Origin of the sequence: Acinetobacter sp. A2 (assembly GCF_012371325.1) — a bacterium.
Taxonomy (GTDB): Bacteria; Pseudomonadota; Gammaproteobacteria; order Pseudomonadales; family Moraxellaceae; genus Acinetobacter.
This window is the reverse complement of the sequence record NZ_JAAZQX010000002.1, coordinates 120,639-133,468: the sequence shown is the minus strand read 5'-3', so window position 1 is coordinate 133,468 and position 12,830 is coordinate 120,639. Positions and strand designations below refer to the sequence as shown.

Genomic DNA, 12,830 nt, shown 5'->3' with positions numbered 1-12,830 from the left:
TTTAGAGGTTTATGCACATGGCTATTGGTTTAGTCGGTCGCAAGTGCGGTATGACCCGTATCTTTACAGATGCTGGTGTTTCTGTACCTGTTACAGTGATTGAGGTTGATCCTAACCGCATCACTCAAATCAAAACGCTTGAAACAGATGGTTATCAAGCAATTCAGGTTACTACTGGTGAACGTCGCGAATCTCGCGTAACTAACGCTCAGAAAGGTCACTTCGCTAAAGCGGGTGTTGCTGCTGGTCGTTTAGTTCAAGAATTCCGTGTTTCAGAAGCTGAGCTTGAAGGTCGTGAAGTTGGCGCTACTATCGGTGTAGATCTGTTTGCAGTGGGTCAAATTGTTGACGTTACTGGTCAGTCTAAAGGTAAGGGCTTCCAAGGTGGTGTTAAGCGTTGGAACTTCCGTACTCAAGACGCTACTCACGGTAACTCTGTTTCTCACCGTGTTCTAGGTTCTACAGGTCAAAACCAGACTCCTGGTCGCGTGTTCAAAGGCAAAAAAATGGCTGGCCATTTAGGTGCTGAACGCGTAACTACACAGGGTCTTGAAATCGTTGCTATTGACGCAGAACGTTCAGTTCTAGTTGTTAAAGGCGCGGTTCCTGGTGCTACTGGTGGCGACGTAACTGTTCGTCCTACGATCAAGGCCTGAGGGGAAATAACGTGAATTTAAAAACTGTTTCCGGCTCTGCTGTTGAGTTATCTGAAGTTGCTTTTGGACGTGACTTTAACGAAGCACTTGTACACCAAGTTGTTACAGCTTATTTAGCTGGTGGTCGTCAAGGTTCTAAAGCACAGAAATCACGTGCAGACGTTGCTGGCGGTGGTAAAAAACCATTCCGTCAAAAAGGTACTGGCCGCGCTCGTGCTGGTTCTATTCGTAGCCCAATCTGGGTTGGTGGTGGTAAAACTTTTGCTGCTCGTCCACAAGATTGGTCTCAAAAAGTTAACCGCAAAATGTACCGCGGTGCAATGCAATGTATCTTAGCTGAACTTGTTCGCCAAGATCGTCTTGTATTGGTTGAAGAGTTTGCTGTTGAAGCTCCTAAAACTAAAGAGTTGCTTGCAAAACTTAACGACTTGAATGCAACTCGCGCATTGATCGTAACTGAAGCTGTAGATGAGAATCTATATCTTGCAGCGCGTAACCTTCCACATGTAGATGTGGTTGATGCTACTGCAATCGATCCTGTTAGCTTGATCGCGTTCGACAAAGTTGTAATGTCTGTTGCTGCTGCTAAGAAAATTGAGGTAGAACTCGGATGAACAACGAACGTTTATATCAAGTCCTACAAGGACCTGTATTTTCAGAAAAAGCACAAGTTTTAGGCGAAACTGCTGGTGTTCAAGTATTTAAAGTTGCATTAAATGCAAACAAGCTTGAAATCAAAAAAGCTGTTGAGCAATTATTTGGTGTGGAAGTTGTTAAAGTTAACACGACTATCACTAAAGGTAAGACTAAGCGCTTTGGTCGTACATTAGGACGCCGTTCTGATGTTAAAAAAGCATACGTCACCCTGAAAGCTGGCCAAGATGTTGAAATGGCTGACTTGGGCGATACCGCTGAAAGCGCAGCGGAATAAGGACGAAATTTATGCCGATTCAAAAATGTAAGCCAACGTCTCCAGGACGTCGCTTTGTAGAGAAAGTCGTTCACGACCATCTTCACAAAGGTGCGCCTTATGCGCCGTTGGTAGAAGCTAAAAAACGTACTGGTGGTCGTAACAACAACGGTCACATTACTACACGTCACGTTGGTGGTGGTCATAAGCAACACTACCGTATCGTAGACTTCAAACGTAACAAAGATGGCATTCCTGCTGTAGTTGAGCGTATTGAATACGATCCAAACCGTACTGCACACATCGCATTGTTGAAGTATGCTGACGGTGAACGTCGTTATATCATTGCGCCTAAAGGTTTACGTGCTGGTGATCAAGTTCAATCTGGTAACGATGCTCCAATTCGTCCAGGTAACTGCTTACCACTTCGTAACATGCCTATCGGTGCTACTCTTCACAACATCGAACTTAAAATCGGTAAAGGCGCGCAATTAGCTCGTTCTGCTGGTACTTCAGTTCAATTGTTGGGTCGTGACGGTTCATACGCAATCGTTCGTCTACGTTCAGGCGAAATGCGTAAAGTGCACGTTGAATGCCGCGCTGTGTTAGGTGAAGTATCTAACTCAGAAAGCAACCTACGTTCACTTGGTAAAGCAGGTGCTTCGCGCTGGCGTGGTGTTCGTCCTACCGTTCGTGGTATGGCGATGAACCCGGTTGATCACCCACACGGTGGTGGTGAAGGGCGTACTAAAGGTATTCAACCTGTAAGCCCATGGGGTCAAAAAGCTAAAGGGTACAAGACACGTACCAACAAGCGTACGACTAAGATGATTATTCGCGACCGTCGCGTTAAGTAACAAGTAAAGGAATCTGACAATGCCTCGTTCTCTGAAAAAAGGCCCATTCGTCGATGCGCACTTGTTCGCTAAGGTTGAAGCGGCAATCGCGGCTAATAACCGTAAGCCGATCAAAACTTGGTCGCGTCGTTCGATGATCCTCCCGGATTTTGTTGGTTTAACAATTTCTGTTCATAATGGTCGTAACCATGTTCCAGTGATTATTTCTGAACACATGGTTGGTCATAAACTCGGTGAATTCGCGCCAACTCGTACCTATCGTGGTCACGGTGTTGACAAGAAGTCTAAACGTTAATAGGTGCTATGATGGAAGTAACTGCTAAATTACGCGGTGCCGCTATCTCGGCACAAAAAGCACGTTTGGTTGCAGATCTTATCCGCGGCAAATCTGTTGCGCATGCACTTAACATTTTAAACTTCAGCAACAAAAAAGCTGCTGTTTTAGTTAAGAAAGCATTGGAATCTGCAATTGCAAATGCTGAACACAATAACAGTTTAGATGTAGACGATTTGAAAGTATCTACGATTTACGTTGATGAAGGCATGAGCCTTAAACGTATTATGCCACGTGCTAAAGGCCGTGCAGATCGTATTACTAAGCGTACTTGTCACATCACCGTTAAGGTAGGGGTTTGATATGGGTCAGAAGGTTCATCCAATCGGTATCCGCCTAGGTGTTGTGAAACGTCATAACGCTAACTGGTATGCGAATCCGAAACAATACGCTGAATACTTGCTTAAAGACCTTCAAGTTCGTGAGTTTTTAACTAAAAAACTTAAGAACGCAATGGTAAGCAACATTCTTATCGAGCGTCCAACAGGCGCTGCTAAAGTAACAATTAGCACTGCTCGTCCTGGTATCGTAATCGGTAAAAAAGGCGAAGACATTGAGAAATTACAACGCGAATTAACATCTATTATGGGTGTTCCTGCGCAAGTAAGCATCAACGAAATTGACCGTCCAGACTTAGATGCTCGTTTAGTTGCTGAAGCAATTGCTTCTCAATTAGAAAAGCGTGTTATGTTCCGTCGTGCTATGAAGCGTGCGGTACAGAACTCTATGCGTGCTGGTGCTAAAGGTATCAAAGTTGAAGTTTCTGGTCGTTTAGGTGGTGCAGAGATTGCACGTACTGAATGGTATCGTGAAGGTCGTGTACCTTTGCATACACTTCGTGCGGACATCGACTATGCAACTATGCGTGCTGAAACAACTTACGGTACGATTGGTGTTAAAGTTTGGGTATTCCGTGGTGAAATCTTGGGTGGCATGAAACAAGTCATGAACCCAGCACCAGCTGAAGAACGTCCAGCTAAACGCGGTCGCGGTCGTGGTGAAGGTCAAGAGCGTCGTGGTCGTCGCAATGATCGTTCTGCTGAAAAGGGAGAATAATCCATGTTGCAACCTAAACGTACTAAATTCCGTAAGGTGCAAAAAGGCCGTAACACTGGTCTAGCGCACCGTGGTAGCTCAGTATCTTTCGGTACTATCGCACTTAAGTCAGTTGAACGTGGTCAAATGACTGCGCGTCAAATTGAAGCGGCGCGTCGTACAATTAGCCGTCGTATTAAGCGTGGTGGTAAGATATTTATCCGTGTATTCCCAGACAAACCAATTACTTCTAAGCCTCTTGAAGTGCGTATGGGTAAAGGTAAAGGTTCTGTGGAATATTGGGTTTGTCAAATCAAACCAGGTAAAGTCTTGTACGAAATTGATGGTGTGGACGAAGAATTAGCACGTGAAGCGTTTACGCTTGCTGCTGCTAAACTTCCGTTTAAAACCACTATCGTGACTCGGACGGTAATGTAATGAAAACTAAAGATCTACGTGAAAAGTCGGTAGAAGAGTTGACAGCTTTGCTTGATGAGCAACAGCTTAACCAATTCCGTCTTCGTATGGCGAAAGCAACTGGTCAATTGGGTAAATCGCATGAAGTTGCGCTTACTCGTAAAACTATTGCACGCATCAAGACCCTCCTTACCGAAAAACAGGGGAACGGGCAATGAGTCAAAATACAGTCCGCACGTTAACTGGCAAAGTTGTAAGCGACAAAATGGAAAAATCTATTGTTGTCCTTATTGAACGCCAAGTTCAACACCCGTTGTATGGCAAATTGATTCGCCGTTCAACCAAATTACACGCTCATGATGAGAACAACACAGCCAAGATTGGTGATGTTGTGACTATCAAAGAAAGCCGCCCAATGTCTAAAACTAAGTCATGGACTTTAGTTGAAGTTGTTGAAGCTGCTGCTGAGTAATTAACGTTCTTGTTGCATCATCGGTCAATTTCGAGTACTCTTTGAGCCTTTCGAAATTGTGACCGGTGATGCTCGGTTTTGGAGTAGGGCAATGATTCAAACCGAAACGATGCTTGACGTAGCTGACAACAGTGGTGCTCGCCGCGTACAATGTATTAAAGTACTAGGTGGTTCACATCGTCGTTATGCTTCTGTTGGCGACATTATTAAAGTTACTGTAAAAGAAGCTATTCCACGCGCACGTGTTAAAAAAGGTGACGTGATGAATGCTGTTGTTGTACGTACAAAGTTCGGTATTCGTCGTCCAGACGGTTCTGTGATCCGTTTTGATGATAACGCTGCTGTTATTTTGAATAACAACAAAGCACCGATTGCAACTCGTATTTTCGGACCAGTGACTCGTGAACTTCGTACTGAACAGTTCATGAAAATCATTTCATTGGCTCCTGAAGTTCTATAAGAGGCAATCATGGCTAAGATTAAAAAAGGCGATCAGGTAATCGTGATCGCAGGTAAAGAAAAAGGCAAACAGGGTACTGTTTTGTCAGTTTCTAATGATCAAGTGAAGGTCGAAGGTCTTAACTTGGTTAAGAAGCACCAGAAGCCAAACCGTGCTACGGGCGCTGAAGGCGGTATCGTAACGCAGGAAGCTTCGCTTCATATCTCGAACGTGGCAATTTTTAATGCTACAACCCAAAAGGCTGACCGTGTTGGTTACCAAACGATTGATGGCGTGAAAACTCGCGTTTATAAATCAAATGGTGAATCAGTGGCGGTAGCGAAGTAATAGGTTGAAATAGGCAATGGCCAGACTTAAAACACGTTACAACGACGAACTTAAAGCTCAATTACAAGAACAATTGGGCGTTAAGAATGTGATGGAGATCCCTCGCATCACTAAAATTACCATCAACATGGGTGTTGGTGCTGCAGCTGCTGACAAGAAATTGTTAGATGGCGCTCTTTCTGATATGCAAGCTATTGCTGGTCAAAAACCAGTTTTAACATTAGCTCGTAAATCAATCGCTGGTTTTAAAATCCGTGATGGTTGGCCGATTGGTTGTAAAGTTACTTTACGCGGCGAACGTATGTACGAATTCTTAGACCGTTTGATCTCTATCGCGATCCCTCGTATCCGTGACTTCCGTGGTTTCTCTGCGAAATCATTCGATGGTCGTGGTAACTACTCTATGGGTCTCAAGGAACAAATCATGTTCCCTGAAATCGATTTTGATAAGATTGATCGGATTCGTGGTATGGACATCACCATTACTACGACTGCTCGCACCGATGACGAAGGCCGTGCGCTTATGCGTGCATTCGGCTTCCCGTTCAAATAAGAGGTCGATATGGCTAAGAAAGGTATGATTAATCGCGAATTGAAACGCGAAGCTACTGTTGCGAAATACGCTGCAAAACGTGCTGAATTAAAAGCAACGATTGCAAACGTAAATGCAAGCGACGAAGAGCGTTTCGAAGCGATGATGAAGTTACAAGCATTACCACGTAATGCGTCTCCAGTACGTCTTCGTAACCGTTGTGGTTTAACTGGTCGTCCTCATGGTTACTTCCGTAAGTTCGGTTTAAGCCGTAACAAATTACGTGACACAGTAATGCAAGGTGATGTACCGGGCGTTGTTAAGGCAAGCTGGTAAGGAGCACTATAAATGAGTATGCAAGATACCGTTGCCGACATGCTAACGCGTGTTCGTAACGCTCAAATGGCAAAGAAACAAACTGTTTCTATGCCTAATTCTAAGTTGAAGGTTGCTATTGCAAACGTACTTCAACAAGAAGGTTATATCGCAAATGTAGAAGTTGCTGACAACGAAGGCAAAGCTACTTTAACGATTACTTTAAAATATTTTGAAGGCAAACCAGTTATCGAAACTGTGAAACGCGTAAGCCGTCCAGGTCTACGTCAGTATCGCGGTAAAGATGCACTTCCAAGCGTTAAGCAAGGTTTAGGTATTGCAATCGTTTCTACAAGCAAAGGCATCATGACTGATCGCGCTGCACGTGCTGCAGGTATCGGTGGTGAAGTTATTGCTTTTGTTTCTTAATAATAGGTGATTCCTCATGTCTCGTGTGGCTAAAGCCCCAGTAACTGTACCTAACGGTGTTACAGTTACTCAGAACGGCCGGCAGGTCGAAGTGAAAGGCAGCAAAGGTACATTGTCTTTCAACCTGCATGCGCTGGTCGAGCTAAAACAGGAAGACGGTATTCTAGCTATTGCTCCTAAAGCTGAGTCGAAAGACGCTTGGATGCAAGCTGGTACTGCTCGCGCTGTGCTTAACAACCTTGTAAAAGGTGTAAGCGAAGGCTTCGAACGCAAGTTGCAATTGATTGGTGTTGGTTATAAAGCTGCGGTTAAAGGTAACGTTGTTAACCTTAACCTTGGTTTCTCACACCCAATCGACTACACACTTCCTGAAGGTGTAACTGCAGAAACTCCAACTGCAACTGAAATTATCCTTAAATCTGCTGATAAAGCAGCTTTAGGTCAAGTTGCTGCAGACATCCGTGGTTACCGTCCACCAGAGCCATATAAAGGTAAAGGTGTTCGTTATTCTGACGAAGTTGTACTTCGTAAAGAAGCTAAGAAGAAATAAGGCGCGAGGTTCTTATGAACGAAAAGAAACAATCCCGTTTGCGTCGTGCGAAAAGCACACGCTTGCACATCCGTGCATTGGGTGCGACTCGTTTGTGTGTAAACCGCACTCCGCGTCACATCTATGCTCAAGTTATTTCAGCAGATGGTGGCAAAGTTTTAGCGCAAGCTTCAACTTTAGATGCTACTTTACGTGCTGGTACAACTGGTAACGTTGAAGCAGCTCAAAAAGTAGGTGCTTTAATCGCAGAACGTGCGAAAGCAGCTGGTGTAACTAAAGTTGCATTTGACCGTTCTGGTTTTAAATATCATGGTCGTATCAAAGCCTTGGCTGATGCTGCTCGTGAAAACGGCTTGGAGTTCTAATCATGGCTAAAGTTGAACAAAACGAAGGTCTTGTTGAAAAGCTGGTTGCCGTTGATCGTGTAGCCAAAGTTGTTAAAGGTGGTCGTATCTTCTCTTTCACAGCATTAACTGTTGTGGGTGATGGTAATGGTCGCGTAGGTTTTGGTCGTGGTAAAGCACGTGAAGTTCCAGCTGCTATTTCTAAAGCACTTGAAGCTGCTCGTCGTAACATGATCACAATCGAATTGGCAGACGGTACTTTACAACACCCAATTCACGCACGTCACGGTGCAAGCCGTGTTTACATGCAACCAGCATCTGAAGGTACTGGTGTAATTGCGGGTGGTTCTATGCGTGCAGTTTTAGAAGCTGCAGGTGTACGTAACGTATTGACTAAATGCCGTGGTTCTACTAACGCTGCAAACGTAGTTAACGCAACTTTCAACGGTTTGCGTGATATGACAACTCCTGAAAAGGTTGCTGCGAAACGTGGTCTTTCAGTAGAACAAATTCAAGGGTAATCAATCATGAAAACGATTAAAGTTACCCAGACTAAATCTGCATCGCACCGCTTGAAAAATCACAAGCTTAGCCTTAAAGGTTTAGGTCTGCGTCGTATTGGTCATACTGTAGAAGTGCAAGATACGCCTTCTAACCGTGGTATGATCAACCAAGTCTACTATATGGTTAGTGTAGAGGAATAAGCCATGACTCTGCGTTTAAATGAACTTGCACCTGCAGAAGGTGCTAAGCGTGAAGCCCGTCGTCTAGGCCGTGGTATCGGTTCTGGCGTTGGTAAGACTGGTGGTCGTGGTATCAAAGGTCAAAACTCACGTAAGAGCGGTGGTACACGTCCTGGATTCGAAGGTGGTCAAACTGCGTTATATCGTCGTTTACCTAAATTCGGTTTCACTAGCCAAATCGCTTTGAAAACTGCTGAAGTACGTTTATCTGAGCTTGCTAAAGTTGAAGGCGACATCGTTAGCCTAGAAACTTTAAAAGCAGCGAACGTTGTACGTAAAGATATGATTCGTGCTCGTATCGTACTTTCTGGTGAAATTACTCGCGCATTCACTGTTCAAGGTGTTGCTGTGACTAAAGGCGCTAAAGCTGCTGTTGAAGCTGCTGGCGGTAAAGTCGAGGAGTAATCCCCAGTGTCTATGACTCCTAGTTCTTCAGGTCATGTTCATATGATGAAAGGCCAACCATTTCATGTAAAATATCGTGAAATTATACGCCGAATGATGTTTCTCATTGGTGCGTTGTTGGTGTTTCGACTAGGAGCGCATATTCCAGTACCAGGCATTAATAATGCCGCACTTGAACATTTGTTTAATGCAAACCAAGGTACAATCCTTGGTTTGTTTAACATGTTTTCGGGTGGTGCATTAGAGCGGATGTCGATTCTTGCTTTAGGGATCATGCCATACATTTCTGCATCGATTATTGTGCAGTTAATGTCAACCGTGGTTCCTTCGCTGGAAGCTTTGAAAAAAGAAGGCGAACAAGGCAAGCGTAAAATTAATCAATATACGCGCCAAGGAACACTTTTTCTTGCACTTGTGCAAGCAATTGGTATGTGTGCAGGTCTGATTAGTCAAGGGATTACCCTTACTTCAGGTCTGGCTTTTTACGTTCCAGCTGTAACCTCTTTGGTAGCAGGAACTATGTTCCTAATGTGGTTGGGTGAACAAATTACCGAACGCGGAGTGGGTAATGGTATTTCCATGATCATTTTCGCAGGTATTGTTGCAGGCTTGCCTAATTTAATTATGCAGTCTTTCTCATCTATTGATAGTGGTCAGTCTAGTCTGATTGGCTTGGCAATTTTTGGCCTTTTATCATTGGGTGTACTTGCAGCAATTGTGTTTATTGAGAAGGCGCAGCGTCGTATTCCAGTAAACTATGCTCAAAAACAACAAGGTCGTCGTGTATTTACTGCACAGCAAACGCATTTGCCATTAAAAATTAATATGGCAGGTGTTATTCCTGCAATCTTTGCCAGTTCATTGCTTTTGTTCCCTGCGAGCTTAGGTCAGTGGGTGGGTAGTGCAGATCCTAATGCAGGATTAATCAAGCGTAGTCTTCAAGACTTGGCATTGGTATTGTCGCCTGGACAACCGTTGTATTTGGTGCTCTTTGGTGCGTTAATTATCTTTTTCTGTTACTTCTATACAGCGCTGGTATTCAGTCCTAAAGAGGTTTCAGAGAACTTGAAACGCAGCGGAGCTTATGTGCCTGGTATTCGCCCAGGTGAGCAAACTGCTCGTTACTTAGATCATATTCTCAGTCGTTTGACCTTTATTGGCGCGATTTACATCACAGTGATTTGTTTAATGCCAATGGTATTACAGAGCTCTTTTGGTATTCCATTCTATTTGGGTGGTACCTCATTGCTGATTGTTGTGGTGGTCGTGATGGACTTTATGGCTCAGCTTCAAGCACATCTCACCTCGCACCAGTACGATAATCAAACGTTAATGAGAAAAACGACTGCTCATCCTAAGGGATAAGCGCACTTAGAGGTTTCATCATGAAAGTACAAGCTTCTGTAAAGAAAATTTGTGGTAGCTGTAAAGTTATCCGTCGTAATGGGGTTATCCGCGTAATTTGCAGCGCAGAACCTCGTCATAAGCAGCGTCAAGGTTAATTTGATTAAGACCTGTTGATTTCAGTAGGCTAATTAGGTTATTATCCGCCCCTCAAGATTTTTGTGGGGCGGTTGATTATCTTAACTGCCTTTTTGGAGAAAATTGAATGGCTCGTATTGCCGGTGTAAACATTCCGGATAACAAGCACGCTGTTATCTCTCTCACTTATATCTTTGGTATTGGTCGCCACACTGCTAAGACTATCTTGGCTGCTGCGGGCATCGCACCAACAACAAAGATCCGTGAACTAGATGACGCTCAGCTTGATGCGATTCGTGCAGAAGTTGCTAAGGTTCCGACCGAAGGTGACTTACGTCGCGAAATTTCCATGAACATTAAACGTTTAATGGATTTAGGCTGCTACCGCGGTCTTCGTCATCGTCGCAGCTTGCCTGTCCGTGGTCAACGCACCAAAACTAACGCACGTACCCGTAAAGGTCCGCGCAAACCGATTAAGAAATAAGATTTCTGGAAGCTAAAAGATGGCTAAAGATACTCGCACACGCAAGAAGGTCACTCGTACCGTCTCTGAAGGTGTTGCACACATTCACGCTTCTTTTAATAACACCATTGTGACCATTACCGATCGTCAAGGTAATGCACTGGCTTGGGCTACCTCAGGTGGACAAGGCTTCCGTGGATCACGTAAATCAACTCCGTTCGCTGCTCAGGTAGCTGCTGAAGTTGCTGGTAAAGCTGCTTTAGATTACGGTTTGAAAAACTTGGACGTCCTTGTTAAAGGTCCTGGTCCAGGTCGTGAGTCTGCGGTTCGTGCATTAGGTGCAGTGGGTTATAAAATTAACAGCATTACCGATGTGACTCCAATCCCTCACAACGGTTGCCGTCCACCTAAAAAACGTCGCGTGTAAGGAGAAACATTCATGGCTCGTTATATTGGTCCAAAATGCAAACTCTCTCGCCGCGAAGGGACAGACCTGCAACTTAAATCTGGCGTTAAACCTTTTGACGTCAAAACTAAAAAACACGCTAAAGCACCTGGCCAACATGGCGGGGCTCGTGGTGGTAAGCAATCTGAGTACTCACTACAATTACGTGAAAAACAAAAAGTACGTCGTATGTACGGTGTTTTAGAGCGTCAATTTAGTAACTACTATAAAGAAGCTGCTCGTGTGAAAGGCGCAACAGGTGAAAACTTGTTGAAATTGCTCGAAAGCCGTCTTGATAACGTTGTTTATCGCATGGGTTTTGGTTCTACACGTGCAGAAGCTCGTCAGCTTGTATCTCACCGTAGCATTACTTTAAATGGTCGTCGTGTTAACATTGCGTCTATCCAAGTTAAAGCTGGTGATGTAATTGCAGTTCACGAAGGTGCAAAACAACAATTACGTATTAAAAACGCAATTGAATTGGCTGCTCAACGTGGTATCCCTTCTTGGATGGAAGTTGACCATTCTAAATTAGAAGGTACGTTCAAAGCTGCACCAGATCGTTCTGATTTACCTGCTGAAATCAACGAAAGCTTGATTGTAGAATTGTATTCTAAATAATCCTTGAGGTAGCAATAATGACGCGTACTGCAAATGAGTTTCTTACTCCGCAAGCGATCAAGGTCGAAGCGGCAAGCGGGACCTCGGCAAAAGTTATTCTAGAACCATTAGAGCGTGGCTTTGGTCATACTCTTGGTAATGCTTTACGTCGCATCCTTCTTTCTTCTTTACCTGGCGCAGCTGTGGTAGAAGTTGAAATTGAAGGTGTCGAGCACGAGTACAGTACTTTGGAAGGCTTGCAGCAGGACATCGTCGAGCTCTTGCTGAACCTGAAAGGATTGTCTATTAAGCTGTTCGATCAAAATGAAGCTTATTTGACATTGGAAAAACAAGGTCCAGGCGATGTAACTGCTGCAGACCTTCGTTTACCACATAATGTTGAAGTGGTTAACCCTGAACACTTGATCGGCACGTTAAGTGCTACAGGCAATTTAAAAATGCGCCTGAAAGTTGCTCAAGGCCGTGGTTATGAAACATCTGACTCACGTTTCCCAGAAGGCGAAACTCGCCCTGTAGGTCGTTTGCAGTTAGATGCTTCTTATAGCCCAATCAAACGTGTGTCTTACATCGTAGAAAATGCGCGTGTAGAACAACGTACTGACCTTGACAAGTTGGTCATTGATCTTGAAACCAACGGAACTGTAGATCCAGAAGAAGTAATCCGCAAAGCGGCAACAATCTTGCAACAACAAATTGCAATTTTTGTTGATCTTCAGAAAGATCAAGCTCCTGTTGCTCAAGAGCCTCGTGAAGAAGTTGATCCAATCTTGCTTCGTCCAGTAGATGATCTAGAGCTTACTGTTCGTTCTGCTAACTGTTTGAAAGCAGAAAATATTTACTACATTGGTGATCTTGTACAGCGTACTGAAGTTGAGCTACTTAAAACGCCTAACTTGGGTAAAAAATCGCTTACAGAGATCAAAGATGTTCTGGCTTCAAAAGGCTTACAGCTCGGCATGCGTTTAGAGAACTGGCCACCAGCTAGTCTCCGTATGGACGATCGTTTCGCCTATCGTAGCCGTTAATTAAGTAG

Annotated in this window: 25 protein-coding genes and 1 pseudogene; all 26 read left to right on the top strand. The window is 44.2% G+C overall.

Features of this window, described 5'->3' with window-relative positions:
- The first annotated feature begins 17 nt into the window (after positions 1-17).
- The 26 genes and pseudogenes from rplC (at position 18) to HHA43_RS01565 (ending at position 12,822) form a co-directional block, all read left to right on the top strand.
- Positions 18-656: a 50S ribosomal protein L3 gene (rplC, locus tag HHA43_RS01690; RefSeq protein ID WP_168418781.1), complete on the top strand. Its 639-nt coding sequence runs from the start codon at positions 18-20 to the stop codon at positions 654-656.
- 11 nt (positions 657-667) lie between these two features.
- On the top strand, positions 668-1,270 hold the full coding sequence (gene rplD / locus HHA43_RS01685) for a 50S ribosomal protein L4 (RefSeq protein ID WP_168418780.1): 603 nt from the start codon (positions 668-670) through the stop codon (positions 1,268-1,270).
- The gene (gene rplW, locus HHA43_RS01680) at positions 1,267-1,587 is read left to right on the top strand and encodes a 50S ribosomal protein L23 (RefSeq protein WP_004974703.1); all 321 of its coding nucleotides are present in this window, start codon (positions 1,267-1,269) and stop codon (positions 1,585-1,587) included. Before rplD ends, rplW begins: the two co-directional genes overlap by 4 nt.
- Positions 1,588-1,598: 11 nt before the next feature.
- Complete coding sequence (gene rplB / locus HHA43_RS01675; protein WP_004974706.1) at positions 1,599-2,423, top strand: 50S ribosomal protein L2; 825 nt, start codon at positions 1,599-1,601, stop codon at positions 2,421-2,423.
- 19 nt (positions 2,424-2,442) lie between these two features.
- Positions 2,443-2,718 (top strand): 30S ribosomal protein S19, encoded by a 276-nt coding sequence (gene rpsS / locus HHA43_RS01670; protein ID WP_004673001.1) that lies wholly within the window; start codon positions 2,443-2,445, stop codon positions 2,716-2,718.
- 11 nt (positions 2,719-2,729) lie between these two features.
- Entirely contained in the window at positions 2,730-3,059 is a 330-nt protein-coding gene (gene rplV / locus HHA43_RS01665; protein ID WP_001982638.1) for a 50S ribosomal protein L22, read from the top strand.
- A gap of 1 nt (position 3,060) precedes the next feature.
- Positions 3,061-3,877 (top strand): annotated as a pseudogene (gene rpsC, locus HHA43_RS01660) (30S ribosomal protein S3).
- Entirely contained in the window at positions 3,817-4,230 is a 414-nt protein-coding gene (rplP, locus tag HHA43_RS01655) for a 50S ribosomal protein L16 (RefSeq protein WP_168418779.1), read from the top strand. Before rpsC ends, rplP begins: the two are co-directional and overlap by 61 nt.
- Positions 4,230-4,427, top strand: a complete 198-nt coding sequence (gene rpmC, locus HHA43_RS01650) for a 50S ribosomal protein L29 (protein ID WP_004650482.1) — start codon at positions 4,230-4,232, stop codon at positions 4,425-4,427. The genes rplP and rpmC overlap by 1 nt, the downstream gene beginning before the upstream one ends.
- Entirely contained in the window at positions 4,424-4,681 is a 258-nt protein-coding gene (gene rpsQ / locus HHA43_RS01645; protein ID WP_004974714.1) for a 30S ribosomal protein S17, read from the top strand. The genes rpmC and rpsQ overlap by 4 nt, the downstream gene beginning before the upstream one ends.
- Positions 4,682-4,772: 91 nt before the next feature.
- The gene (gene rplN, locus HHA43_RS01640) at positions 4,773-5,141 is read left to right on the top strand and encodes a 50S ribosomal protein L14 (protein WP_001982634.1); all 369 of its coding nucleotides are present in this window, start codon (positions 4,773-4,775) and stop codon (positions 5,139-5,141) included.
- Between the two features lie 9 nt (positions 5,142-5,150).
- Positions 5,151-5,468, top strand: a complete 318-nt coding sequence (gene rplX, locus HHA43_RS01635; RefSeq protein ID WP_168418778.1) for a 50S ribosomal protein L24 — start codon at positions 5,151-5,153, stop codon at positions 5,466-5,468.
- A gap of 16 nt (positions 5,469-5,484) precedes the next feature.
- Complete coding sequence (gene rplE, locus HHA43_RS01630; protein WP_168418777.1) at positions 5,485-6,021, top strand: 50S ribosomal protein L5; 537 nt, start codon at positions 5,485-5,487, stop codon at positions 6,019-6,021.
- A gap of 9 nt (positions 6,022-6,030) precedes the next feature.
- Positions 6,031-6,336: a 30S ribosomal protein S14 gene (rpsN, locus tag HHA43_RS01625; protein WP_004825185.1), complete on the top strand. Its 306-nt coding sequence runs from the start codon at positions 6,031-6,033 to the stop codon at positions 6,334-6,336.
- Positions 6,337-6,348: 12 nt separating this feature from the next.
- Positions 6,349-6,744 carry a 30S ribosomal protein S8 gene (rpsH, locus tag HHA43_RS01620; protein WP_168418776.1) on the top strand — a complete coding sequence of 132 codons (396 nt, stop codon included), beginning with the start codon at positions 6,349-6,351 and terminating at the stop codon, positions 6,742-6,744.
- Positions 6,745-6,760: 16 nt separating this feature from the next.
- A complete protein-coding gene (rplF, locus tag HHA43_RS01615) occupies positions 6,761-7,294 on the top strand; it encodes a 50S ribosomal protein L6 (protein WP_004974722.1) in 534 nt (177 codons plus the stop codon).
- A gap of 14 nt (positions 7,295-7,308) precedes the next feature.
- Positions 7,309-7,659 (top strand): 50S ribosomal protein L18, encoded by a 351-nt coding sequence (rplR, locus tag HHA43_RS01610; RefSeq protein WP_004281497.1) that lies wholly within the window; start codon positions 7,309-7,311, stop codon positions 7,657-7,659.
- Positions 7,660-7,661: 2 nt separating this feature from the next.
- A complete protein-coding gene (rpsE, locus tag HHA43_RS01605) occupies positions 7,662-8,159 on the top strand; it encodes a 30S ribosomal protein S5 (protein WP_004974725.1) in 498 nt (165 codons plus the stop codon).
- Between the two features lie 6 nt (positions 8,160-8,165).
- Positions 8,166-8,342, top strand: a complete 177-nt coding sequence (gene rpmD, locus HHA43_RS01600; RefSeq protein ID WP_004786899.1) for a 50S ribosomal protein L30 — start codon at positions 8,166-8,168, stop codon at positions 8,340-8,342.
- 3 nt (positions 8,343-8,345) lie between these two features.
- Positions 8,346-8,786, top strand: coding sequence for a 50S ribosomal protein L15 (gene rplO, locus HHA43_RS01595; RefSeq protein ID WP_168418774.1), 441 nt, complete (start codon positions 8,346-8,348; stop codon positions 8,784-8,786).
- A 45-nt stretch (positions 8,787-8,831) separates the two neighbouring features.
- Positions 8,832-10,151: a preprotein translocase subunit SecY gene (secY, locus tag HHA43_RS01590; RefSeq protein ID WP_171525193.1), complete on the top strand. Its 1,320-nt coding sequence runs from the start codon at positions 8,832-8,834 to the stop codon at positions 10,149-10,151.
- 20 nt (positions 10,152-10,171) lie between these two features.
- Positions 10,172-10,288 (top strand): 50S ribosomal protein L36, encoded by a 117-nt coding sequence (gene rpmJ / locus HHA43_RS01585; protein WP_000867907.1) that lies wholly within the window; start codon positions 10,172-10,174, stop codon positions 10,286-10,288.
- 107 nt (positions 10,289-10,395) lie between these two features.
- A complete protein-coding gene (rpsM, locus tag HHA43_RS01580) occupies positions 10,396-10,752 on the top strand; it encodes a 30S ribosomal protein S13 (protein WP_004974734.1) in 357 nt (118 codons plus the stop codon).
- Between the two features lie 19 nt (positions 10,753-10,771).
- Positions 10,772-11,158 (top strand): 30S ribosomal protein S11, encoded by a 387-nt coding sequence (gene rpsK, locus HHA43_RS01575; RefSeq protein WP_001040166.1) that lies wholly within the window; start codon positions 10,772-10,774, stop codon positions 11,156-11,158.
- A gap of 12 nt (positions 11,159-11,170) precedes the next feature.
- A complete protein-coding gene (rpsD, locus tag HHA43_RS01570; RefSeq protein WP_004786890.1) occupies positions 11,171-11,797 on the top strand; it encodes a 30S ribosomal protein S4 in 627 nt (208 codons plus the stop codon).
- A 17-nt stretch (positions 11,798-11,814) separates the two neighbouring features.
- Complete coding sequence (locus HHA43_RS01565; RefSeq protein ID WP_168418773.1) at positions 11,815-12,822, top strand: DNA-directed RNA polymerase subunit alpha; 1,008 nt, start codon at positions 11,815-11,817, stop codon at positions 12,820-12,822.
- The last annotated feature ends 8 nt before the right edge of the window (positions 12,823-12,830 follow it).